The sequence below is a fragment of the Pseudomonas sp. LH1G9 genome, assembly GCF_002949975.1.
Classification (GTDB): Bacteria; Pseudomonadota; Gammaproteobacteria; order Pseudomonadales; family Pseudomonadaceae; genus Aquipseudomonas; species Aquipseudomonas veronii.
In genome coordinates this window covers 850,001-871,083 of the sequence record NZ_CP026880.1, presented here as the reverse complement: position 1 = coordinate 871,083, position 21,083 = coordinate 850,001, and the positions used below count along the sequence as shown (strand labels likewise).

Genomic DNA, 21,083 nt, shown 5'->3' with positions numbered 1-21,083 from the left:
TTTTGCCGGGATAACAATCACTTACCAACCAAACCCCGAAAAACCGGGGTTTGGCCGCCACAAGCGCTGACTCAGGCGATCGCGCCCAGCAGCTTCTCCCACTCTTTGTTTTCTTTCTTCGACACACCACCAAGCAAATCAAGGGCTTGGCGCAGACGGAAACGCGTAAGGTCCGGGCCGAGAATTTCCATCGCGTCGAGTACCGACACCGAACTGGCCTGCCCGGTGATCGCGGCAAACATCAGCGGCATGGCATCGCGCAATTTCAGCTCGAGGGATTCGACCACGGCCTGGATCGTCGCGGTGATGGCGTCCTTCTCCCACTGGCGCAGGCTTTCGAGCTTCCACAGGATCAGTTGCATCAACTGGCGCACCTGATCGGCGGAGAGTTTCTTCGACTCAAACAGTTTGACGTCCGGGTTCACGCCACCGGCGAAGAAGAAACTGGCCAACGGTGCGACCTGGCTGAACGTCTCCACCCTGCCCTGCACCAGCGGCGCGATCTTCATCATGTACTCGGGGTTCAACGCCCACTGCTGCACGCGGCTGGCGAACTCTTCCACCGGCAGGTCACGCAGCCACTGGCCATTGAGCCACGACAGCTTCTCGATATCGAAGATCGGCCCGCCCAGCGATACGCGGGACAGGTCGAAGTTATCGACCATTTCCTGCAGCGAGAACTTCTCGCGCTCGTCCGGCATCGACCAACCCATGCGGCCCAGGTAGTTGAGCATCGCTTCGGGCATGAAGCCCATGCGCTCGTAGAAGGTCACCGAGGTCGGGTTCTTGCGCTTGGACAGCTTGCTCTTGTCCGGGTTGCGCAGCAGCGGCATGTAGCACAGCTGCGGTTGTTCCCAGCCGAAGTACTCGTAGAGCAGGATCAGCTTCGGCGCCGAGGGCAGCCATTCTTCCCCACGCAGCACATGGGTGATGCCCATCAGGTGGTCATCGACCACGTTGGCCAGGAAGTACGTCGGCAGGCCGTCGGTCTTCATCAACACTTGCATGTCCATGCGGTCCCACGGGATCTCGACGTCGCCGCGCAACATGTCCGGCACCACGCACACGCCTTCGCTCGGCACCTTCATGCGGATCACATGGGGCTCGCCGGCGGCCAGGCGCGCGGCCACTTCTTCTTTCGACAGCAGCAGCGCGCGGCCATCGTAGCGCGGGGTTTCGCCACGGGCCTGTTGTTCGGCGCGCATCTGGTCCAGTTCTTCGGCGGTGCAGAAGCAGGGGAACGCATGGCCCATGTCGACCAACTGCTGGGTGTACTGCTTGTAGATGTCGCTGCGCTCGCTCTGGCGATACGGGCCGTGCGGGCCGCCGACGTCCGGGCCTTCCGACCAGGTGATGCCCAACCAGCGCAGGGCATCGAAAATCTGCTGTTCGGACTCGCGGGTCGAACGCAGTTGATCGGTGTCTTCGATCCGCAGGATGAATTCACCGCCGTGCTGCTTGGCAAAGCAGTAGTTGAACAAGGCGATGTAGGCAGTGCCGACGTGGGGGTCCCCGGTAGGCGATGGCGCGATGCGCGTGCGGACGGTGGTCATGGCTGGTCTCGAATGGGCGATATAACTGAAATTGAAACAAGGGGCGAATGGTAACAGCCATGGGCACTTAGGCTCCAGCGTCCTCCGTACCGAGCATGGCATATAGGCCAAGTTTGAGCCTGGCGACTCGTCGTAGCTATTTGCCAGCTGGCTGGCTGGTTATATTCCATTACCTCTTGTTACAGACTCCGCGCCCATGCCTGCCCCACTGAAACGCCGCCTGCTTATCTTCGTATTGATCGTGAGCCTGATCGCCCTGGGTTTCTTCGCCCATTGGTTCTTCAGGGGCCGCTTCTACGAAAGCACCGACAACGCCTACGTGCAGGGTGAGATCACCCGTGTCTCCAGCCAGCTCGGCGCGCGGATTGTCGAGGTGCTGGTGGGCGACAACGAACACGTGCAACAAGGCCAGTTGCTGGTGAGGCTTGAAGACGACGACTTCCACCTCGCCGTGGACCGCGCCAACGCCGCCCTCGCCATGCGCGAAGCCGAGCGCACCCAGGCGCAGAGCAAGCTGACCCAGCAAGCCAGCCTGATCGCCGCCGGCGAAGCCAAAGTCGCGTCCAGCCAGGCCAGCCTGGGTCGTTCGCAGATCGACCTGTCCCGCGCCCAAACCCTGCGCAAACCCGGCTACGTCTCGGAAGAACGGGTGACCACCCTCTCCGCCGACAACCATATCGCCCGCTCCCAAGTGGCCATGGCCCAGGCCGACCTGCAGGGGCAGCGCCAGCAGGTCAACGCGCTGAATGCCGAGATCAAGCGCCTCGACGCGTTGATCGCCAACGCCAGAACCGACCTGGCCCAGGCCGAGCTGAACCTGACCCGCAGCGAAATCCACGCGCCCATCAGCGGCCTGGTCGGCCAACGCGCCGCGCGCAACGGCCAATACGTACAGGCCGGTGCCTACCTGCTGTCGATCGTCCCCGACCAGGACATCTGGATTCAGGCCAACTTCAAGGAAACCCAGATCGGCCACATGCAGCCTGGGCAAAAGGCCGAGCTGACGTTCGATGCTTACGGCGATACGCCGATCGAGGCGCGGGTCGACAGCCTGTTCGCGGCCTCCGGGGCGCAGTTCAGCCTGTTGCCGCCGGACAATGCCACCGGCAACTTCACCAAAGTCGTACAACGGATTCCGGTGAAACTTACGTTTGCTGCGGATAACCCGCTGAAGGGCAAGATCCGCCCCGGCATGTCCGTCACCGTCAAAGTGAACATCAAAGATCAGCCTGATGGCCGGTGATCAACTGCTGCGCCCGGTCGGCGAACCGACCCGGCGCGACTGGATCGCGGTCATGAGCGTGATGCTCGGCGCCTTCATGGCGGTGCTCGACATCCAGATCACCAACTCGTCCCTCAAGGACATCCAGGGCGCGCTGTCGGCCACCCTGGAAGAAGGCTCGTGGATTTCCACCTCCTACCTTGTGGCCGAAATCATCATGATCCCCCTCACCGCCTGGCTGGTGCAGTTGCTCTCGGCACGGCGCCTGGCGGTGTGGGTGTCGGTAGGGTTCCTGATCGCCTCGCTGATGTGTTCCATGGCCTGGAGCCTGGAAAGCATGATCGTGTTCCGCGCCCTGCAGGGTTTTACCGGCGGCGCGCTGATCCCGCTGGCGTTTACCCTGACCCTGATCAAGCTGCCCGAGCACCACCGCGCCAAAGGCATGGCGATGTTTGCCATGACCGCCACCTTCGCGCCGTCCATCGGCCCGACCATCGGCGGCTGGCTCACGGAAAACTGGGGCTGGGAATACATCTTCTACATCAACGTGCCGCCCGGGCTGCTGATGATCGCCGGGCTGCTCTACGGCCTGGAAAAAAAGGCGCCCCACTGGGAGCTGCTCAAAAGCACCGACTACACCGGCATCGTCAGCCTCGCCATCGGTTTGGGCTGTTTGCAGGTGTTTCTGGAAGAAGGCCACCGCAAAGACTGGCTCGAGTCGAACCTGATCGTCAGCCTGGGCAGCATCGCCCTGCTGAGCCTGATCACCTTCGTGATCGTGCAGCTGTCAAAACCCAACCCGCTGATCAACCTTGGCATCCTGGCCAATCGCAACTTCGGCCTGTCGAGTATTTCCAGCCTGGGGATGGGCGTCGGGTTGTATGGCTCGATCTATCTGTTGCCGTTGTACCTGGCGCAGATCCAGAACTACAACGCGCTGCAGATCGGCGAAGTGATCATGTGGATGGGCATTCCGCAGCTGTTCCTGATCCCGCTGGTGCCCAAGCTGATGAAATACGTGTCGCCCAAATGGCTGTGCGCCGTAGGCTTCGGGCTGTTCGGCCTGGCGAGTTTTTCTTCGGGGGTGCTCAACCCAGACTTTGCCGGCAGCCAGTTCAACCAGATCCAGATCATCCGCGCCCTCGGGCAGCCGTTGATCATGGTAACCATCTCGCTGATCGCCACGGCCTACATCCTGCCGCAGGACGCCGGGTCGGCTTCCAGTCTGTTCAACATCCTGCGCAACCTCGGCGGCGCCATCGGTATCGCACTGCTGGCGACCTTGCTGGATGCGCGCACCAAGACCTATTTCGATTATTTACGCGAAGCGATCGTGCCGACCAACCCGCAGGTGGCGGAGCGGCTGGCGACGCTGACGGAACAGTTCGGCAACCCGACGGCGGCGCTGGGCAAACTCAGTGAGATTACGCACCAGCAGGCGCAGATCATGGCCTACAACGATGCGTTTCACTGCGTGGGATTCGCGTTGGGCGTAAGCATGCTCGCGATCTTGTTGACCAAGGCGTTGCCGGCGGGGCTTAAGGCTGGGGGGAGTCATTGAGACCGTGTCGCGCCTATCGGGAGCAAGCTCCCTCCCACATTTGATCGGGTTCCAACGTTGAAATGCGGTCAAATGTGGGAGGGGGCTTGCCCCCGATGAGGCCAGTACCGCCACCACCGATCAAACCGCCAACAGGCGCTCACGCAACTTGCCGATTTCATCGCGGGTTTGCGCCGCCGCTTCGAACTCCAGATCCCGCGCCAGCTGGTACATTTTCTCGCCTATCGGGAGCAAGCTCCCTCCCACATTTGATCGGGTTCCAACGTTGAAATGCGGTCAAATGTGGGAGGGGGCTTGCCCCCGATGAGGCCAGTACCGCCACTACCGATCAAACCGCCAACAGGCGCTCACGCAACTTGCCGATTTCATCGCGGGTTTGCGCCGCCGCTTCGAACTCCAGATCCCGCGCCAGCTGGTACATTTTCTCGCCTATCGGGAGCAAGCTCCCTCCCACATTTGACGGCATTTCAAGCTTGGGCATGCTGGTGATTTTGTTGAGCACGGCGTTGCCGGCGGGGCTTGAGGCTGGGGGGAGTCATTGAGGCCGTGTCGCGCCTATCGGGAGCAAGCTCCCTCCCACATTTGATCGGGTTCCAACGTTGAAATGCGGTCAAATGTGGGAGGGGGCTTGCCCCCCGATGAGGCCAGTACCGCCACCACCGATCAAACCGCCAACAGGCGCTCACGCAACTTGCCGATTTCATCGCGGGTTTGCGCCGCCGCTTCGAACTCCAGATCCCGCGCCAGCTGGTACATTTTCTCGCCTATCGGGAGCAAGCTCCCTCCCACACTTGATCGGGTTCCAACGTTGAAATGCGGTCAAATGTGGGAGGGGGCTTGCCCCCGATGAGGCCAGTACCGCCACCACCGATCAAACCGCCAACAGGCGCTCACGCAACTTGCCGATCTCATCGCGGGTTTGCGCCGCCGCTTCGAACTCCAGATCCCGCGCCAGCTGGTACATTTTCTCGCCTATCGGGAGCAAGCTCCCTCCCACATTTGATCGGGTTCCAACGTTGAAATGCGGTCAAATGTGGGAGGGGGCTTGCCCCCCGATGAGGCCAGTACCGCCACCACCGATCAAACCGCCAACAGGCGCTCACGCAACTTGCCGATTTCATCGCGGGTTTGCGCCGCCGCTTCGAACTCCAGATCCCGCGCCAGCTGGTACATTTTCTCGCCTATCGGGAGCAAGCTCCCTCCCACACTTGATCGGGTTCCAACGTTGAAATGCGGTCAAATGTGGGAGGGGGCTTGCCCCCGATGAGGCCAGTACCGCCACCACCGATCAAACCGCCAACAGGCGCTCACGCAACTTGCCGATCTCATCGCGGGTTTGCGCCGCCGCTTCGAACTCCAGATCCCGCGCCAGCTGGTACATTTTCTCGCCTATCGGGAGCAAGCTCCCTCCCACATTTGATCGGGTTCCAACGTTGAAATGCGGTCAAATGTGGGAGGGGGCTTGCCCCCGATGAGGCCAGTACCGCCACCACCGATCAAACCGCCAACAGGCGCTCACGCAACTTGCCGATTTCATCGCGGGTTTGCGCCGCCGCTTCGAACTCCAGATCCCGCGCCAGCTGGTACATTTTCGCGCCTATCGGGAGCAAGCTCCCTCCCACACTTGATCGGGTTCCAACGTTGAAATGCGGTCAAATGTGGGAGGGGGCTTGCCCCCGATGAGGCCAGTACCGCCACCACCGATCAAACCGCCAACAGGCGCTCACGCAACTTGCCGATTTCATCGCGGGTTTGCGCCGCCGCTTCGAACTCCAGATCCCGCGCCAGTTGGTACATTTTCTCTTCCAACTGGCGGATACGCTTGGCGATCTCGCTCGGCGAGCGCAGTTCGTTTTCGTACTTGGCGCTTTCCTCGGCGGCCTTGGCCATGCCTTTGCGCTTCTTGCTGCGCGAGCCAGGCACGGTGGCGCCTTCCATGATATCGGCGACATCCTTGAACACGCCTTTGGGCGTGATGCCGTTCGCCAGGTTGAAGGCGATCTGTTTGTCGCGACGGCGCTCGGTCTCGCCAATCGCCCGCTCCATGGAGCCGGTGATGCGGTCGGCATAGAGAATCGCCCGGCCATTGAGGTTACGCGCCGCACGGCCGATGGTCTGGATCAGCGAACGCTCGGAGCGCAGGAAGCCCTCCTTGTCCGCGTCCAGAATCGCCACCAGCGACACTTCCGGCATGTCCAGGCCTTCGCGCAGCAGGTTGATCCCCACCAGCACATCGAAGGTGCCCAGTCGCAGGTCGCGGATGATCTCCACGCGCTCCACGGTGTCGATGTCCGAGTGCAGGTAGCGCACGCGCACGCCGTGGTCGGCCAGGTAGTCGGTCAAGTCTTCGGACATGCGCTTGGTCAGCGTAGTGACCAGCACCCGCTCTTCCAGGGCCACGCGCTTGCTGATTTCCGAGAGCAGGTCGTCGACCTGGGTCAACGCCGGGCGGATTTCGATCTGCGGGTCGACCAGGCCGGTCGGGCGCACCAGTTGCTCGATCACGCGCCCCGCGTGCTCAGCCTCGTAATTGCCGGGCGTCGCCGAGACGAAGATGGTCTGCGGGCTGATGCGTTCCCATTCGTCGAAGCGCATCGGCCGGTTGTCCAGCGCCGACGGCAGGCGGAAGCCGTATTCCACCAGGGTTTCCTTGCGCGAACGGTCGCCCTTATACATCGCGCCGACTTGCGGCACGCTGACGTGGGATTCGTCGATCACCAACAGCGCGTCGTCCGGCAGGTAGTCGTAGAGCGTCGGCGGCGGCGCTCCGGATTCACGGCCCGAGAGGTAGCGCGAGTAGTTTTCGATGCCGTTGCAGTAACCCAGTTCCAGGATCATTTCCAGGTCGAAACGGGTGCGTTGTTCCAGGCGCTGGGCTTCCACCAGCTTGTTGTTGGCGCGCAAGTATTCCAGGCGCTCGGCCAGCTCGACCTTGATGCCCTCAACGGCGCCCATCAGGGTTTCGCGCGGCGTGACGTAGTGGCTTTTGGGGTAGAAGGTGAAACGCGGCAGTTTGCGGATCACTTCGCCGGTCAACGGGTCGAACGCCGACAGGCTCTCGACTTCATCGTCGAACAGCTCGATGCGGATCGCCTCCAGGTCGGACTCCGCCGGGTAGATGTCGATCACATCGCCGCGCACGCGGAAGGTGGCACGGGCGAAGTCCATGTCGTTGCGCGTGTATTGCAAGCTCGTCAGCCGACGCAGCAGTTCGCGCTGGTCGAGTTTGTCGCCACGGTCGACGTGCAGCACCATCTTCAGATAGGTTTCCGGGCTGCCGAGGCCGTAGATGCACGACACCGTGGTGACGATGATCGCGTCCTTGCGCTCCAGCAGCGCCTTGGTCGCCGACAGACGCATCTGCTCGATGTGGTCGTTGATCGATGCGTCCTTCTCGATAAAGGTATCGGAGGACGGCACATAGGCTTCGGGCTGGTAGTAGTCGTAGTAGGAAACGAAGTACTCCACCGCGTTGTTCGGGAAGAACGCCTTGAACTCGCCATACAACTGCGCGGCCAGGGTTTTGTTCGGTGCCAGTACCAGGGTCGGGCGGTTGATCTGCGCGATCACGTTGGCGATGCTGAACGTCTTGCCCGAACCGGTCACCCCGAGCAGCGTCTGGTGCGACAGGCCCGCTTCGATGCCTTCGACCATCTGGCGAATCGCTTCGGGTTGATCGCCGGCGGGTTCAAAGCGGGTGACGAGCTGGAAATCCGACATAACGTACCTCTTTCAAGTCACCCCCGGCTGCACTCCACCAAGGACGAAAAAAGCTCAGCGACCCGCGAATTTTCATCGCAGGTTGCAGGAAAAAACCATGATAGCTGTAGAAGTGGTGACGAATGTGCCGGGTTTCAAGGCAATCGTCCGACCTGCCGTCTACGCTCAAGGTTGGATTAAGACTGACGGTCGGTAAATAAACCGAAAAACTTGGCCGAAAAGCCGTTTCGGTTGTCGCCCTTGACCGTGATGGCCTCTATACTAGCTCCCCGTTTGTGCACCGCTCTAGTGCATTCGGCTGGAGCGCGACACGTCCCTCCTTTCCCCCAAAGAGCTGCCGCAAAAATGAGCCTGTTCTCCGCTGTCGAAATGGCACCACGCGATCCAATCCTGGGCCTCAACGAAGCATTCAACGCCGATACACGAACCACCAAGGTCAACCTTGGCGTGGGCGTTTACTGCAACGAGGAGGGGAAGATTCCACTCTTGCGTGCCGTTGCCGAAGCGGAAGCCATTCGCGTGGCGCAACACGCTGCCCGTGGCTACCTGCCGATCGACGGGATCGTGGCCTACGACCAGGCTGTGCAAAAGCTGCTGTTTGGCGCTGACTCGCCGCTGCTGAGCGCTGGCCGTGTGATTACCGCACAAGCGGTTGGCGGCACCGGCGCGCTGAAGATCGGTGCAGACTTCCTCAAGCAACTGCTGCCCAATGCCGTGGTTGCCATCAGCGACCCAAGCTGGGAAAACCACCAGGCGCTGTTCGAAAAAGCCGGCTTCCCGGTGCAGACCTACCGCTACTACGACGCCGCCACCCACGACGTGAACCGTGCTGGCCTGCTCGCCGACCTCAACGCCCTGCCGCCGCAATCGATCGTGGTGCTGCACGCCTGCTGCCATAACCCGACCGGCGTCGACCTGAGCCCGGCCGACTGGCAACAAGTGCTCGACGTGGTCAAGGCGAAAAACCTGGTGCCGTTCCTCGACATGGCCTATCAGGGTTTTGGTGATGGCATTTACGAAGACGCCGCCGCAGTGCGCCTGTTCGCGGAATCGGGCCTGACGTTCTTTGTATCGAGCTCGTTCTCCAAGTCGTTCTCCCTGTACGGCGAACGCGTGGGCGCGCTGTCGATCGTCAGCGAATCCAAGGAAGAAAGCGCGCGCATCCTGTCCCAGGTCAAGCGTGTGATCCGCACCAACTACTCCAACCCGCCGACCCACGGCGCGGCGGTCGTGGCCGCAGTGCTGAACAACCCTGAGCTGCGCGCCCAGTGGGAAGCCGAGCTGGCGGAAATGCGCCTGCGCATCCGTGGCATGCGCGAGCAGATGGTCGCCGAACTGGCCAAGGCTGCGCCGGGCCACGACTTCAGCTTCGTCGGTCGCCAGCGTGGGATGTTCTCCTACTCCGGCCTCACCGTTGAGCAAGTCACCCGTCTGCGCACCGAGTTTGGCATCTACGCGCTGGACACCGGGCGTATCTGTGTGGCCGCGTTGAACCAGTCGAACATTGGTGCGGTAACGAAGGCGATTGTTCAGGTTCTATAAACCTGGCGGCGCTGAACGAAGGGAAGCTACGGCTTCCCTTTTTAATGCCTGTCAGAAAACGCCCTGCTCCCCTAGACTGAACCCCGACTGCCCCTTTGCTGTGAGAGCCCTATGAGAAACGACGACCTGGACCTGCGTGCCGACCGCGACGAACTGGACCACTTCACCCCGCGCGCGCCGCAAGCCAAGCGCCAGAAAAGCCTGGTTTTGCAAGTGGCCCTCGGCGTATTCCTCGGCGGGTTGGCCCTGTGGCTGGTGCAATTGGGTGCGACAGCGATAATGGCCAAATTGGCGATGGGTACCCTGCAATTCGGCGGCTGATGAAGATTGAAATGTGGGAGGGGCCTTGCTCCCGATCGCGGGGTATCAGTGATGGGTGTATTGGCTGACCCAGCGCTTTCGCGGGCAAGCCCCCTCCCACATTGGTTTTATGGGGTTGCCAGGACGCGTTCCTCCAGTAACCTTACGAAACTGTTCAGGCTCTGTGACACCGTGCCTCGGCGCCAGATCAACCAAGTGTGCAAGACGCGGAAACTGTCCGTCAGCGGCCACACACTCACCGTGGTAAACCCCGGCATGCTTTCCAACATGCTGCGCGGCATCAGCGCCAGGCCGGCCCCGGCGCTGACGCAGGCAAGCATGCCGTGGTAAGACTCCATCTCGAAAATCCGCCCCGGCACCGCGCCGTCCTGTGCGAACCAGCGCTCGAAGTGGTGGCGGTACGAACAGTTGGAGCGAAAGGTATAGATGCTTTCCCCGTTCACATCCTGCCCGCGGGTGATCGGCGCGTGATGCAGCGGTGCAATCACCACCATCTCCTCCTCGAACACCGCCAGGCCCTCCAGGGTGGCATGCAACACCGGTCCATCGACGAATGCCGCCGCCAGACGCCCCGACAACACGCCTTCGATCATCGTGCCCGAGGGCCCGGTACTCAGGTCCAGCTCGACCTTGGCGTGCTTCTGGTTATATGCCGCCAGCAGTGCGGGAATACGCACCGCTGCGGTGCTTTCCAACGAACCGAGGGCAAACGCGCCCTGGGGCTCCTCCCCCGCCACCGTCGCACGGGCTTCTTGTACCAGGTCGAGAATACGCCGCGCATAGCCGAGGAAATTCCACCCGGCCGGGGACAGACGCAGGCGGCTCTTCTCGCGGATAAACAGCGCCACGCCAAGATCCTGCTCCAGTTGCTTGATGCGTGTGGTCAGGTTGGACGGCACCCGATGAATCAACTGCGCGGCGGCGCTGATGCTGCCTTGCTCGGCAACGGCCTTGAAGATTTCCAGCTGCACCAGGTCCAAATCATTCTCCAATCGTGAACGCATTGCTTAATATTATTCACTTTCCAGAAAAGATATAGCCCCTTACGCTGATTCCAATCCAAACCTTCAGCAGGACGGTGCCATGAACGCTATCGCTCACCAGACCCACGCCCTCTCGATCAACCCCGCCACCGGCGAAACGGTCGGCAGTTACCCGTATGAAAACGAGAGCCAGCTGGACGCCACCCTCAACCGTGCGACCGCCGCTTTCCGCACCTGGCGCCGCCAGCCGCTCAGCCAGCGCGCAGAGCGGTTGCAGGCCCTGGCCGGCGTGCTGCGTGAGCAAGCCGAAGCCATGGCGCAGATGATCACCCTGGAAATGGGCAAACCCATCACCCAGGCCCGCGCCGAAATCGAGAAATGTGCGCAACTCAGCGAATGGTACGCCGCCCACGGTCCAGCCATGCTCGCCGCGGAACCGACGCTGGTGGACAACGGCAGCGCGCACATCGAATACCGCCCGCTGGGCCCGATCCTCGCGGTGATGCCGTGGAACTTCCCGGTCTGGCAAGTCCTGCGCGGCGCCGTGCCGACGCTGCTCGCCGGCAACACTTACGTGCTCAAACACGCACCGAACGTGATGGGCAGCGCCTACCTGATGAAAGCGGCGTTCCACAAAGCCGGCTTTGCCGAAGGCCTGTTCGAAGTGCTCAACGTGACCCAGGACGGCGTTTCCAAAGCCATCGCCGACCCACGCATCGCCGCCGTCACCCTCACCGGCAGCGTGCGCGCCGGTATGGCCATCGGCGCCCAGGCCGGTGCCGCGCTGAAGAAATGCGTGCTCGAACTGGGCGGCTGCGACCCGTTCATCGTGCTCAACGACGCCGACCTCGACGCTGCCGTCCAGGCCGCGATGATCGGCCGTTTCCAGAACAGCGGCCAAGTCTGCGCCGCAGCCAAGCGCCTGATCATCGAAGCCGGCGTGGTGGACGCCTTCACCGCCAAGTTCGTCGAAGCCAGCCGCCAACTGGTGATGGGCGACCCGACCTCGACCCACACCTACGTCGGCCCGATGGCCCGCTTCGACCTGCGCGACGAACTGCACGGCCAGGTCCAGGCGACCCTGGCAGAAGGCGCGACCCTGCTGCTGGGCGGCGACAAAGTGCCCGGCGCCGGCAACTACTACGCACCGACCGTACTGGCCGACGTCACCGACCAGATGACCTCGTTCAAACAAGAGCTGTTCGGCCCCGTCGCCTCCATCATCAGCGCCCGCGACGCCGATCACGCCGTGGCCCTGGCCAACGACAGCGAGTTCGGCCTGACCGCGAGCATCTTCACCCGCGACTCGGCGAAAGCGCGCGAGATCGCCGACCAGCTGGAAACCGGCGGGATCTTCGTCAACGCCTTCAGCGTGTCCGACCCTCGGGTGGCGTTTGGTGGCGTGAAGAAAAGCGGCTTTGGGCGAGAGTTGTCGCACTTTGGCGTGCGGGAATTCTGCAATGCGCAGACGGTGTGGCTGGATCGCAAATAATCCACCGCAACCCCTGCGGCAAGGGAGCATGATCCCGCGGGGCTGCGCAGCAGGCTCAGCAGCGGATATGCCGGCGCACGCACTGCACCAGCCCGTCCAGCGCCTCTGACTTCACAGGCGCGAGCACACACACCGTGTGCTCGCGCTCACCTTCGGTCACGGTCAGGGTGTAATGCACCTGGCCTGGATTACCGGGTTCCGGCGCGGTGCTTTGCGGCAACTGAAAGAAGTGTGAAGCCTCGATCAGTTGCCGCAACTCTTGCTGGTCCGCCTCGGGCAGCGTCTCCAGTTCCACGGTGTTCGGTCGGGCCAGGCCCGGGAAAAACGCGGGTCCCCCAATTTCCTTGATCGAAATTTGCATGGCTGTTCCTCACCGCCCAGGCGGGTTGTCAGACGTTAATGCCCACTGCTTTCCAGCCTTCCTTCACCGCCTTGTGCTCGGCCTTGCCAGCACCGTACAGCCGACCGGCAATGTCGTAGGTGATGCGCGCGAAACGCAGAAACCCCGCGTTCGGCCGCAACCGCGCATCGCGTAACGCGTCATACCAGATACGCCCTGCGCGCTCCCAGGCAAACCCGCCGATCTTCGTGGCTACCTGATAGAACGCATGGTTGGGAATACCGGAATTGATATGCACCCCGCCGTTGTCCTCATAGGTCTGCACAAAATCGTCCATATGCCCCGGCTGAGGGTCCTTGCCCAGCAGCTTGTCATCGAACGCGGTGCCCGGCGCTTTCATCGAGCGCAACGCAGTGCCTTTGATTTTCTTGGTAAACAACCCTTTGCCGATCAACCAATCCGCATCTTGCGCCGTTTGCTGCAGCGCGTACTGCTTGATCAGTGAGCCGAACACGTCGGACAGCGACTCGTTCAACGCACCGGATTGATTGAAATACATCAGCTTGGCCTCATCTTCGGTCACACCGTGGGCCAACTCATGGCCAATGACATCAAGGGCTATCGTGAACCGGTTGAATAGTTGCTGATCGCCATCACCAAACACCATCTGGCTCGAGTTCCAGAATGCATTGTTATAGTTCTGGCCAAAATGAACGGTCGCGTCCAGCGCCATACCGGCGTCGTCTATGGAGTTGCGGTCGAAGACCTGATCGAAAAAATCGAATGTGGCGCCCAACCCATCGTAGGCCTCGTCCACCGCCACATCACCACTGACGGGTTGCCCTTCGCCACGGATCAACTTGCCCGGCAGGCTATCGGCGCCCTCGGCGCTGTAGATCGAACGCCGTTTTTCGGCGCCCATGGGCAGGGCCATGTGGGCAGCCCCTTTGGCGGGTACGGCAACCATGCGCAACGAACGGAACGTGCTGTCTTTGGCGCGTGTGCGTAACGCGACTTCCCGTTGCGCTTTATCGCCGTTGCGGGCGATCTGGTCGAGCATGTATGGCGGGATCAGGCAGAAAATCGGGTTGCGATGCTGGCGAACACACATTGGCTGGCTCCATTTTGGCGTGAGGTGAACGTCCGGATAACCGTTCAAGAATAGTCCTGCCGTGGCGGCTTGGGCCAAATTGTCATGAAGCTATGCTGCAGTAGTGTTAATCCGAGGACTGCGAGGAACTTACAATGCCCCCACGCGCCACCAAAATCGACCTTTCGCACCGCCCCCGGCTCGCCGATCTGCGCCCGTTGATCGCGGCCGGCCCGAGCCTCATGGAGGCCCGGGCGGCGACTGCGCGTGTCACTGCGGCCAAGGACCTGCAGGACCGGCGCGGCTACGCTGAAGCGTTTCTAGACCGCTTCGTGGTGCCATGGCCCACGGTGGATGAAGCCCTGCTGGCTGACGTACAGCCGCTGCGCCTGGACTACACGCATTTCTCAGTGACCATGTCGCGCTCGAGGCGACTGGCACTCTACGTGGGCGCCAATATCGATGGCGCACAGCATGTGGATATCATCCGCAGCAACGACGCCTGGGCCTACGACGGCCGCCTGCCCATCAGCGCACAGGTGGGTGATGCGCTCTACACCGACAATGGCCTGGACCGCGGTCATCTGGTGCGCCGACAGGACCCCAACTGGGGTGACGCGGCCAACATCGCCAATGCCGACACCTTCCACTTCACCAACTGCTCACCGCAGATGAGCGGGTTCAACCAGAAGACCTGGCTGGAACTCGAGGACTACATTCTCGATAACACACAACGCTGGAAAGCCCGGGCCACTGTGTTTACCGGCCCGGTGTTGGCGGACGACGACCGCGTCTACCGGGGCGTTAAAATCCCCAAAGCGTTCTGGAAAGTGGTCGCCTACCTCAGCGACGACGGCAAGCCCTGCGCCAGCGCCTACATGATCGACCAAAACCGCGAGCTGGGTCAGCTCGACCTCATGTTCGGCCAGCTCAGAACCTACCAGCGCAGCGTGATTCAGATCGAACGCTTGACCGGTATCCGCTTCGCCAACCTGGCCGACTACGATGGTTTCAGCAATGAAGAGCGCGCCACGGGGACGCGAATTGAAGCGCTGATCCAGGGCCCTGAAGATATTCGTCTGTAACCGGGCGACCTAAGGCTATATCGCCCCGCCGTGATCGACTACCATACCGCGCCGGTTCCCAAACGGGACTAATAGGGAATCCGAAGCGCGGTACACCGCGCCAATCGGAACTGCCCCCGCAACTGTAGATGCCGAGCCCGCTCCCCCACTGCCACTGGACCCCGTCCGGGAAGGCCGGAGCGTGGCGACGACGCATCAGTCAGGAGACCTGCCGGCCCAGCAAAATCACTAACCGGCGGGGTGTCCGGGAAGGACATCCTTGCCTGCCTCACCCGCAGCGGTCGAGGGCGTGTTTCCGAACCGTACCCCCCCCCTGTTCCAGGTACGGCTCCAAGGAGATTGCCCAATGCTGCCACGCGTTACCGCCCTGCTCACCGGCCTGGGCCTGTGTGCCCTGGCCCAAGCGGCCCCCACTCAGTACCCGCTGACAGTGGAGAACTGCGGCAGCAGCCTGACCTTCGCGCAAGCGCCCGCCCGCGCCGTGACCATCGGCCAGGCTGCCACCGAAATGCTCTATGCCCTCGGCGTGGGCGATAGAGTGGTCGGCACGTCGCTGTGGTTCAACAACGTGCTGCCACAGTTCAAGGCGCTGAACGACGGCATCGAACGCCTGGCCAATAACGAACCGAGCTTCGAGTCGGTGATCGCCAAGCGCCCGCAACTGGTGGCGGCCGAGCTGGAATGGGTGGTCGGCCCGCAAGGCGTGGTGGGCACCCGCGAGCAGTTTCATGAGTTGAAGATCCCCACCTACCTGCTGCCCTCCGACTGCGAAGCCAAGAACAACCGGGTGGGCGCCGACGGCACGCGGCTGGAGCCGTTCCGCATCGACACGATCTACAAGGGCATCCGCCAGTTGGCGGAGATTTTCGACGTGCAGGATCGCGGCCAGCAACTCAACGATGAACTCAAGGCGCGCCTGGCCAAGTCCGTCGCCACCGTGCAAGGCAAGGGGCTCAAGCAGGCCAGCGCGCTGGTGTGGTTTTCCAGCGCCGAGATGGCCAGCGATCCCTATGTGGCCGGTCACAAGGGTGTCCCCGAATTCATGCTGCAAACGCTCGGCCTGCGCAACGTGGTGCAGTCCGATGAGGAATGGCCCGCCGTCGGCTGGGAAACCATCGCCAAGGCCAACCCCACCGTGCTGGTGATCGCCCGCATGGACCGCCGCCGCTACCCGGCCGACGATCATGCACAGAAGCTCGCCTTCCTGCGCAGCGACCCGGTGACGCGCAACATGGACGCGGTGAAACACAACCGCATCATCATCCTCGACGCCATGGCCCTGCAGGCCAGCGTGCGGACCTTCGAGGGTCTTGAACAACTGGCTGCGGCCATCGACGGCTACGACCTGCCGAAATGATACGAACCCTACTCGCCCTGGCATTGCTACTGATCGCCGTGCTCGCCGGCGTGGCCATCGGCGAAACCGCCATCGCACCGCAGGTGGTGTTGCAGGTACTCGCCAACAAACTGTGGGCGGCCGGCTACGTACTGGACCCGATCGATGAAGGCGTGGTGTGGAACTACCGCCTGACCCGCGCCCTGGTCGCCGCCGCATGCGGGGCCGGGCTGGCCACCTGCGGGGTGATTTTGCAGTCGTTGTTGCGCAACCCCCTGGCCGATCCTTACCTGCTGGGCATCAGCGCCGGCGCTTCGACCGGCGCAGTCCTGGTGGTGCTGATGGGCGTCGGCGGCGGCTTGGTTTCGCTGTCGGTCGGTGCGTTCGGCGGGGCGATGGCGGCGTTTGCGCTGGTGGTATTGCTCGCGCGGGCCAGCGGTTCGTCCAGCGGCACCGGGCAGATCATCCTCGCAGGCATTGCCGGCTCGCAGCTGTTCAATGCGCTCACCGCGTTCCTGATCACCAAGTCGGCCAGCTCCGAACAGGCACGCGGCATTCTGTTCTGGCTGCTGGGCAACCTCAGCGGCGTGCGTTGGCCGTCGGTGTGGCTGGCGGTGCCGGTGGCGGTCGCCGGGTTGGCGGTGTGCCTGTGGCATCGTCGGGCGCTGGATGCGTTCACCTTCGGCCGCGACTCGGCGGCCTCCCTCGGCATCCCGGTGCGCCGCGTGCAATGGGTGCTGGTGGGCTGCGCGGCGCTGGTCACGGCGGTGATGGTATCGATTGTCGGCTCCATTGGTTTTGTCGGGCTGGTGATTCCCCATGCCGCGCGCCTGCTGCTCGGCACCGGGCACTCGCGCCTGTTGCCGGCCAGCGCATTGGGTGGCGCGCTGTTTCTGATCGCGGCGGATGTGCTGTCGCGCACCTTGATCAAGGGCCAGGTGATTCCGGTCGGCGTGGTCACTGCGCTGGTCGGCGCGCCGGTGTTTGCACTGATTCTGATCGGCCGGAGAAACCCTCGATGAGTGCGCCGGTATTGAGCTGCAGCGGGCTGGGCTTCAAGGTGCGGGAAGCCGAGTTGCTGCGGGATATCCACCTGGAGGTGACGCTCGGCGAAACCCTCGGGATCGTCGGCCCGAACGGCTCGGGTAAATCCACCTTGCTCAAACTGTTGGCCGGGTTGCGTACCCCCGCTCATGGCGAAGTACGCCTGGGTGGCGAGCGCCTGGGCGAGCTGCCCCGCCGCACCGTCGCACAACGCCTGGCCGTGGTGGAACAACAGGCCGACACCGACGACGCCATTCGGGTGTTCGACGCTGTCGCATTGGGCCGCACCCCGTGGCTGTCAGCGCTGAGCCCGTGGTCCGAGGCAGACGATCGCATCGTGCGCCAGGCGCTGCACGACGTGGACGCCATGCACTTGAGCAACCGCGCCTGGCGCAGCCTCTCCGGCGGTGAGCGCCAACGCGTACACATCGCCCGCGCCCTGGCGCAACGGCCACAGATTCTGGTGTTGGATGAGCCGACCAACCACCTGGATATCCAGCATCAACTGTCGATTCTCAAGGGCGTGCAGGCGTTACCCGTGACGACCTTGATCGCCCTGCACGATCTCAATCAGGCACTGACCTGTGATCGCCTGGCCGTGCTGGACCGCGGGCGTTTGGTGGCGCTGGGCAAGCCGCAGGACGTGCTGACGCCGCAGCGGCTGCAGGACACCTTCGGAGTGCAGGCGCACTACCTGACGGACCCGTTTGACGGGGCGCAGATTCTGCGACTGCGCGCTTAACGGCAACACCGTTCAAATGTCGGCGCTGTCGAGCCCGGCGAGGCGGCGATAGGATCAGCGCGCAGCACATGCCGAACTGCCGCGCGCGCTGGGCTAATCCTCGACAATCCTCAGCCAAGGCCACCGCGCCTGATAGCTGCGCGCCTTCTGCACAAACAACTCCGGCTCAGGATTGATCGGGTTGATCCTGAGCAGGCCCTGCTCCATATCAGTCAAACCAAAAGGCGCATACACCTCGCCCGTCGCCACATCCAGCCCGATGCACGTCCCGGCCACCAGGTAACGATCAATCCCGGCGCGCGCGGAGTGCAGCTGCGGATACGGTCGGCCAAACCGCTGGCCATACCAAAGGTGAACGCGCGCCTGATTCTTCACTTCAATTTCTACCTCCAAATCCTCGAACAGCCGCTGTGCAGCGCGAATGACTGCGTCTTCGGCCTCCCAGGAAAGGTCCGGGTCGAAGTAAAAAACGTCGTAGTCCTTCACTCCCTGGTCAGCAGGCAGATTCGACTGATGATTCCAAACAGCCTGGAACAGACAGCCCGCGGTCAGCATGCACTGGTTCACACCAAGGGCCGGCAGGCGCGCGGTGATCTCGGCGTTGATGGGGTTGGCCATGGCCAACTCGAGAAAGGTTTCGACGGTCAATGTCATGTTCAATCCTTTGTAGTGGGCACCTGTCTTGGGGAGCCAACAGTACAACAACGCAGGTTACGCTTTCACGTAACGGCCTCTTCTTCACGTAATCAAAATTCGCTAAGGTGCCTCGACACACCGCTCCCCTATTGCCCTCACCGAGACGCCGACCTTGGCCCATTCCCCGACTGATCGCCCCGCCAGCTCCTGGTCGGTGTTTCTGATTTTCCTGCGCTTGGGGCTCACCTCCTTCGGCGGCCCCGTCGCGCACCTGGGTTACTTTCGCGACGAGTTCGTCACCCGGCGCCGCTGGCTGAGCGAGCGCAGTTATGGGGATTTGGTCGCGCTGTGCCAATTCCTGCCCGGCCCGGCCAGCAGCCAGGTAGGTATCGCGCTGGGCCTGTCGCGGGCTGGCTACGGTGGGGCGCTGGCGGCATGGTTGGGGTTTACGCTGCCGTCGGCCGTGGTGCTGATCCTGTTCGCCTTGGGCATTGCCCAGCACAGCACGGCGCTCCCGCCGGGTGCGCTGCATGGCCTTAAGGTGGTGGCCGTCGCCGTGGTCGCCCAAGCCGTGTGGGGCATGGCGCGCAATCTGTGTAGCGACGCCGCGCGCATCAGCGTGATGCTGATCGCGGCGTGCGTGGCCCTGCTGCAAACCTCGGCGTGGGGCCAGGTCGCCGTGATCAGCGCGGCGGCGCTGGCGGGCCTGCTGCTGTTCAAGCCCACGCCACCGGCCGCGCACGATGCGTTACCCGTGACGCTCAGCCGCCGCGTGGGGGCGATGTGGTTGTCGCTGTTTGTGCTGGTGTTGGCCGGCCTGCCGATCCTGGCCCAACTGATCCCCAATCAGAGCCTGGCGATGACCGACGCGTTCTACCGCAGCGGCTCGCTGGTGTTCGGCGGCGGCCACGTGGTGCTGCCGCTGCTGCAGGCCGAAGTCGTGCCCACCGGCTGGGTGAGCAACGATGTCTTCCTCGCCGGCTACGGCGCCGCCCAGGCCATGCCCGGCCCCTTGTTCACCTTCGCCGCGTTCCTCGGCGCGTCGATGAGCCAGGCCCCGAGCGGCTGGCTCGGTGGCCTGCTCTGCCTGCTGGCCATCTTCGCCCCGTCGTTTTTACTGGTGCTCGGCGCACTGCCCTTCTGGGAAAGCCTGCGCCGCAGCCCGCGCACCCAGGCCGCCCTTGCGGGCGTGAACGCAGCGGTGGTGGGGCTGTTGCTGGCGGCGCTGTACCAGCCGGTATGGACCAGTGCGATCTTCAGCGCACGGGATTTTGGCCTGGCCCTGATCGGCCTGGTGGCGTTGATGGTGTGGAAGCTGCCACCGTGGCTGGTGGTTGTCGGAAGCGGCGCGCTCGGATGGTTATTGAGTCTTGCCCTGTAACGCGTCCACCGCGCCTTGCTGCTTGACCTGTCCGAAGACCTCGGCGGCTGACGACTAGCCCTTCAACTCACTCGCGCGATTGCTCGCCGCGTCGTCGTAAGCCACATACAACGACTCGGCGATTTGGCTCTTGATGGCTTTGGTGGACTCAAGGCCCAAGACAAAACCTTCGGCTTTGCCGCCGGCACGGTTGAGTTCTTCGTGGGTGGAGGCACCGGTGATGGCGTCGAGGAGTTTAGAGGCGTGAGGGCCGACACCTTTGGGAAGGGAGATTTGGTCGATGGTCATTGCGATGCCTTTATGAAAAATGGACGGTAGCGCGTGGACCACTGCCGGGCTGGCATGGTAGACCTGTTTGTCGAGAAAGGGGCTGCTTTCGGCCCAAAACCGGACATCGAGTGTCTACAGATTCAGTGACCCTTTCCGACCGCCCAAAACAAAACCCCTGTCTGCGCGAGCAAACAGGGGTTCTGGAATTTAATCTTGACGATGACCTACTCTCACATGGGGAAACCCCACACTACCATCGGCGATGCATCGTTTCACTGCTGAGTTCGGGATGGGATCAGGTGGTTCCAATGCTCTATGGTCGTCAAGAAATTCGGGTACTGAGTCGTGGCCAGCTGGCCTCGCTTCAGCAAATTGGGTATGTGATAGCTTTCGGTGTTTTGTAAGCGTCGAACTTTCGGTTCGTTTCGTCTTCACACACCGCAATCTGATGCTCTTTCGAGTAGTCAAATTGCTTGGGTGTTATATGGTCAAGCCTCACGGGCAATTAGTATTGGTTAGCTCAACGCCTCACAGCGCTTACACACCCAACCTATCAACGTCGTAGTCTTCGACGGCCCTTCAGGGGACTCAAGGTCCCAGTGAGATCTCATCTTGAGGCTAGTTTCCCGCTTAGATGCTTTCAGCGGTTATCTATTCCGAACATAGCTACCCGGCAATGCCACTGGCGTGACAACCGGAACACCAGAGGTTCGTCCACTCCGGTCCTCTCGTACTAGGAGCAGCCCCTCTCAAATCTCAAACGTC

Annotated in this window: 18 protein-coding genes, 2 rRNA genes, 6 pseudogenes and 1 riboswitch (1 of these 27 cut by a window edge); of the genes and pseudogenes, 10 read left to right on the top strand and 16 right to left on the bottom strand. The window is 62.4% G+C overall.

The genetic code is table 11. From position 1 onward, the window contains the following. Nucleotides 1-71 precede the first annotated feature (71 nt). Nucleotides 72-1,553, bottom strand: a complete 1,482-nt coding sequence (gltX, locus tag C5F70_RS04100) for a glutamate--tRNA ligase (protein WP_017847714.1) — start codon at nt 1,551-1,553, stop codon at nt 72-74. A 196-nt stretch (nt 1,554-1,749) separates the two neighbouring features. Between gltX and C5F70_RS04095 the strand changes: the two genes are divergently transcribed. Then, on the top strand, nt 1,750-2,796 hold the full coding sequence (locus C5F70_RS04095; RefSeq protein ID WP_017847715.1) for an HlyD family secretion protein: 1,047 nt from the start codon (nt 1,750-1,752) through the stop codon (nt 2,794-2,796). Next, on the top strand, nt 2,786-4,336 hold the full coding sequence (locus C5F70_RS04090) for an MDR family MFS transporter (protein WP_017847716.1): 1,551 nt from the start codon (nt 2,786-2,788) through the stop codon (nt 4,334-4,336). The genes C5F70_RS04095 and C5F70_RS04090 overlap by 11 nt, the downstream gene beginning before the upstream one ends. Nucleotides 4,337-4,456: 120 nt before the next feature. Here the strand turns inward: C5F70_RS04090 and C5F70_RS04085 are convergent. The 8 genes and pseudogenes from C5F70_RS04085 to uvrB form a co-directional block, all read right to left on the bottom strand. After that, a pseudogene (locus C5F70_RS04085) lies at nt 4,457-4,558 on the bottom strand (UvrB/UvrC motif-containing protein); the annotation flags it as partial. A gap of 106 nt (nt 4,559-4,664) precedes the next feature. Beyond that, a pseudogene (locus C5F70_RS30480) lies at nt 4,665-4,766 on the bottom strand (UvrB/UvrC motif-containing protein); the annotation flags it as partial. Nucleotides 4,767-4,999: 233 nt separating this feature from the next. Further along, nucleotides 5,000-5,101, bottom strand: a pseudogene (locus tag C5F70_RS04075) (UvrB/UvrC motif-containing protein); the annotation flags it as partial. A 106-nt stretch (nt 5,102-5,207) separates the two neighbouring features. Continuing rightward, nucleotides 5,208-5,309 (bottom strand): annotated as a pseudogene (locus tag C5F70_RS04070) (UvrB/UvrC motif-containing protein); the annotation flags it as partial. Between the two features lie 107 nt (nt 5,310-5,416). Then, a pseudogene (locus C5F70_RS04065) lies at nt 5,417-5,518 on the bottom strand (UvrB/UvrC motif-containing protein); the annotation flags it as partial. A 106-nt stretch (nt 5,519-5,624) separates the two neighbouring features. Continuing rightward, nucleotides 5,625-5,726 (bottom strand): annotated as a pseudogene (locus tag C5F70_RS04060) (UvrB/UvrC motif-containing protein); the annotation flags it as partial. Between the two features lie 106 nt (nt 5,727-5,832). After that, a complete protein-coding gene (locus C5F70_RS04055) occupies nt 5,833-5,925 on the bottom strand; it encodes a UvrB/UvrC motif-containing protein (protein ID WP_017847717.1) in 93 nt (30 codons plus the stop codon). A gap of 115 nt (nt 5,926-6,040) precedes the next feature. After that, nucleotides 6,041-8,056: an excinuclease ABC subunit UvrB gene (uvrB, locus tag C5F70_RS04050; protein ID WP_017847718.1), complete on the bottom strand. Its 2,016-nt coding sequence runs from the start codon at nt 8,054-8,056 to the stop codon at nt 6,041-6,043. A gap of 345 nt (nt 8,057-8,401) precedes the next feature. Between uvrB and C5F70_RS04045 the strand changes: the two genes are divergently transcribed. After that, the gene (locus C5F70_RS04045; RefSeq protein WP_017847719.1) at nt 8,402-9,598 is read left to right on the top strand and encodes an amino acid aminotransferase; all 1,197 of its coding nucleotides are present in this window, start codon (nt 8,402-8,404) and stop codon (nt 9,596-9,598) included. 111 nt (nt 9,599-9,709) lie between these two features. Next, on the top strand, nt 9,710-9,919 hold the full coding sequence (locus C5F70_RS04040; protein ID WP_017847720.1) for a hypothetical protein: 210 nt from the start codon (nt 9,710-9,712) through the stop codon (nt 9,917-9,919). Between the two features lie 107 nt (nt 9,920-10,026). Here C5F70_RS04040 and C5F70_RS04035 read toward each other — a convergent pair whose 3' ends face one another. Beyond that, nucleotides 10,027-10,899 carry a LysR family transcriptional regulator gene (locus tag C5F70_RS04035; protein WP_046382626.1) on the bottom strand — a complete coding sequence of 291 codons (873 nt, stop codon included), beginning with the start codon at nt 10,897-10,899 and terminating at the stop codon, nt 10,027-10,029. 103 nt (nt 10,900-11,002) lie between these two features. On the opposite strand from C5F70_RS04035, the gene C5F70_RS04030 reads away from it, so the two are divergent. After that, a complete protein-coding gene (locus C5F70_RS04030) occupies nt 11,003-12,394 on the top strand; it encodes an aldehyde dehydrogenase family protein (RefSeq protein WP_104902748.1) in 1,392 nt (463 codons plus the stop codon). 55 nt (nt 12,395-12,449) lie between these two features. On the opposite strand, the gene C5F70_RS04025 is transcribed toward C5F70_RS04030, so the two are convergent. Both C5F70_RS04025 and C5F70_RS04020 read right to left on the bottom strand, forming a co-directional pair. Beyond that, entirely contained in the window at nt 12,450-12,755 is a 306-nt protein-coding gene (locus C5F70_RS04025) for a protealysin inhibitor emfourin (protein WP_017847723.1), read from the bottom strand. A 28-nt stretch (nt 12,756-12,783) separates the two neighbouring features. Next, nucleotides 12,784-13,845 carry a M4 family metallopeptidase gene (locus C5F70_RS04020; protein WP_057005690.1) on the bottom strand — a complete coding sequence of 354 codons (1,062 nt, stop codon included), beginning with the start codon at nt 13,843-13,845 and terminating at the stop codon, nt 12,784-12,786. A 134-nt stretch (nt 13,846-13,979) separates the two neighbouring features. Between C5F70_RS04020 and C5F70_RS04015 the strand changes: the two genes are divergently transcribed. The 4 genes from C5F70_RS04015 (at nt 13,980) to C5F70_RS04000 (ending at nt 18,031) form a co-directional block, all read left to right on the top strand. After that, on the top strand, nt 13,980-14,909 hold the full coding sequence (locus C5F70_RS04015) for a DNA/RNA non-specific endonuclease (RefSeq protein ID WP_102618875.1): 930 nt from the start codon (nt 13,980-13,982) through the stop codon (nt 14,907-14,909). Nucleotides 14,910-14,944: 35 nt separating this feature from the next. Next, a riboswitch (cobalamin riboswitch) is annotated at nt 14,945-15,140 on the top strand. Nucleotides 15,141-15,255: 115 nt separating this feature from the next. Beyond that, nucleotides 15,256-16,266 (top strand): ABC transporter substrate-binding protein, encoded by a 1,011-nt coding sequence (locus C5F70_RS04010; RefSeq protein WP_102618876.1) that lies wholly within the window; start codon nt 15,256-15,258, stop codon nt 16,264-16,266. Further along, on the top strand, nt 16,263-17,267 hold the full coding sequence (locus C5F70_RS04005; RefSeq protein ID WP_046382622.1) for an iron ABC transporter permease: 1,005 nt from the start codon (nt 16,263-16,265) through the stop codon (nt 17,265-17,267). Before C5F70_RS04010 ends, C5F70_RS04005 begins: the two co-directional genes overlap by 4 nt. After that, the gene (locus tag C5F70_RS04000; RefSeq protein WP_017847728.1) at nt 17,264-18,031 is read left to right on the top strand and encodes an ABC transporter ATP-binding protein; all 768 of its coding nucleotides are present in this window, start codon (nt 17,264-17,266) and stop codon (nt 18,029-18,031) included. The genes C5F70_RS04005 and C5F70_RS04000 overlap by 4 nt, the downstream gene beginning before the upstream one ends. A 93-nt stretch (nt 18,032-18,124) precedes the next feature. Here C5F70_RS04000 and C5F70_RS03995 read toward each other — a convergent pair whose 3' ends face one another. Further along, the gene (locus C5F70_RS03995) at nt 18,125-18,685 is read right to left on the bottom strand and encodes a nucleotidyltransferase family protein (protein WP_017847729.1); all 561 of its coding nucleotides are present in this window, start codon (nt 18,683-18,685) and stop codon (nt 18,125-18,127) included. Nucleotides 18,686-18,839: 154 nt separating this feature from the next. On the opposite strand from C5F70_RS03995, the gene chrA reads away from it, so the two are divergent. Then, entirely contained in the window at nt 18,840-20,048 is a 1,209-nt protein-coding gene (gene chrA, locus C5F70_RS03990) for a chromate efflux transporter (RefSeq protein ID WP_104902747.1), read from the top strand. Nucleotides 20,049-20,102: 54 nt separating this feature from the next. On the opposite strand, the gene C5F70_RS03985 is transcribed toward chrA, so the two are convergent. The 3 genes from C5F70_RS03985 to C5F70_RS03975 all read right to left on the bottom strand — a co-directional run. After that, complete coding sequence (locus C5F70_RS03985) at nt 20,103-20,336, bottom strand: hypothetical protein (protein ID WP_017847731.1); 234 nt, start codon at nt 20,334-20,336, stop codon at nt 20,103-20,105. 193 nt (nt 20,337-20,529) lie between these two features. Beyond that, nucleotides 20,530-20,645 (bottom strand): 5S ribosomal RNA (gene rrf / locus C5F70_RS03980). A gap of 157 nt (nt 20,646-20,802) precedes the next feature. Further along, nucleotides 20,803-21,083: ribosomal RNA gene (locus C5F70_RS03975) — 23S ribosomal RNA — on the bottom strand (it continues 2,610 nt past the right edge of the window).

Excerpts from the sequence above, each read along its gene's own strand:
- C5F70_RS04055 (WP_017847717.1), bottom strand. The coding sequence starts at position 5,925 with ATGTACCAGCTGGCGCGGGATCTGGAGTTCGAAGCGGCGGCGCAAACC.
- C5F70_RS04045 (WP_017847719.1), top strand. The coding sequence starts at position 8,402 with ATGAGCCTGTTCTCCGCTGTCGAAATGGCACCACGCGATCCAATCCTG.
- C5F70_RS03985 (WP_017847731.1), bottom strand. The coding sequence starts at position 20,336 with ATGACCATCGACCAAATCTCCCTTCCCAAAGGTGTCGGCCCTCACGCC.
- C5F70_RS04040 (WP_017847720.1), top strand. The coding sequence starts at position 9,710 with ATGAGAAACGACGACCTGGACCTGCGTGCCGACCGCGACGAACTGGAC.
- C5F70_RS04015 (WP_102618875.1), top strand. The coding sequence starts at position 13,980 with ATGCCCCCACGCGCCACCAAAATCGACCTTTCGCACCGCCCCCGGCTC.
- C5F70_RS04030 (WP_104902748.1), top strand. The coding sequence starts at position 11,003 with ATGAACGCTATCGCTCACCAGACCCACGCCCTCTCGATCAACCCCGCC.
- C5F70_RS04090 (WP_017847716.1), top strand. The coding sequence starts at position 2,786 with ATGGCCGGTGATCAACTGCTGCGCCCGGTCGGCGAACCGACCCGGCGC.
- C5F70_RS04000 (WP_017847728.1), top strand. The coding sequence starts at position 17,264 with ATGAGTGCGCCGGTATTGAGCTGCAGCGGGCTGGGCTTCAAGGTGCGG.
- C5F70_RS04010 (WP_102618876.1), top strand. The coding sequence starts at position 15,256 with ATGCTGCCACGCGTTACCGCCCTGCTCACCGGCCTGGGCCTGTGTGCC.
- C5F70_RS04005 (WP_046382622.1), top strand. The coding sequence starts at position 16,263 with ATGATACGAACCCTACTCGCCCTGGCATTGCTACTGATCGCCGTGCTC.
- C5F70_RS04020 (WP_057005690.1), bottom strand. The coding sequence starts at position 13,845 with ATGTGTGTTCGCCAGCATCGCAACCCGATTTTCTGCCTGATCCCGCCA.
- C5F70_RS04025 (WP_017847723.1), bottom strand. The coding sequence starts at position 12,755 with ATGCAAATTTCGATCAAGGAAATTGGGGGACCCGCGTTTTTCCCGGGC.
- gltX (WP_017847714.1), bottom strand. The coding sequence starts at position 1,553 with ATGACCACCGTCCGCACGCGCATCGCGCCATCGCCTACCGGGGACCCC.
- C5F70_RS04095 (WP_017847715.1), top strand. The coding sequence starts at position 1,750 with ATGCCTGCCCCACTGAAACGCCGCCTGCTTATCTTCGTATTGATCGTG.
- uvrB (WP_017847718.1), bottom strand. The coding sequence starts at position 8,056 with ATGTCGGATTTCCAGCTCGTCACCCGCTTTGAACCCGCCGGCGATCAA.
- C5F70_RS03995 (WP_017847729.1), bottom strand. The coding sequence starts at position 18,685 with ATGACATTGACCGTCGAAACCTTTCTCGAGTTGGCCATGGCCAACCCC.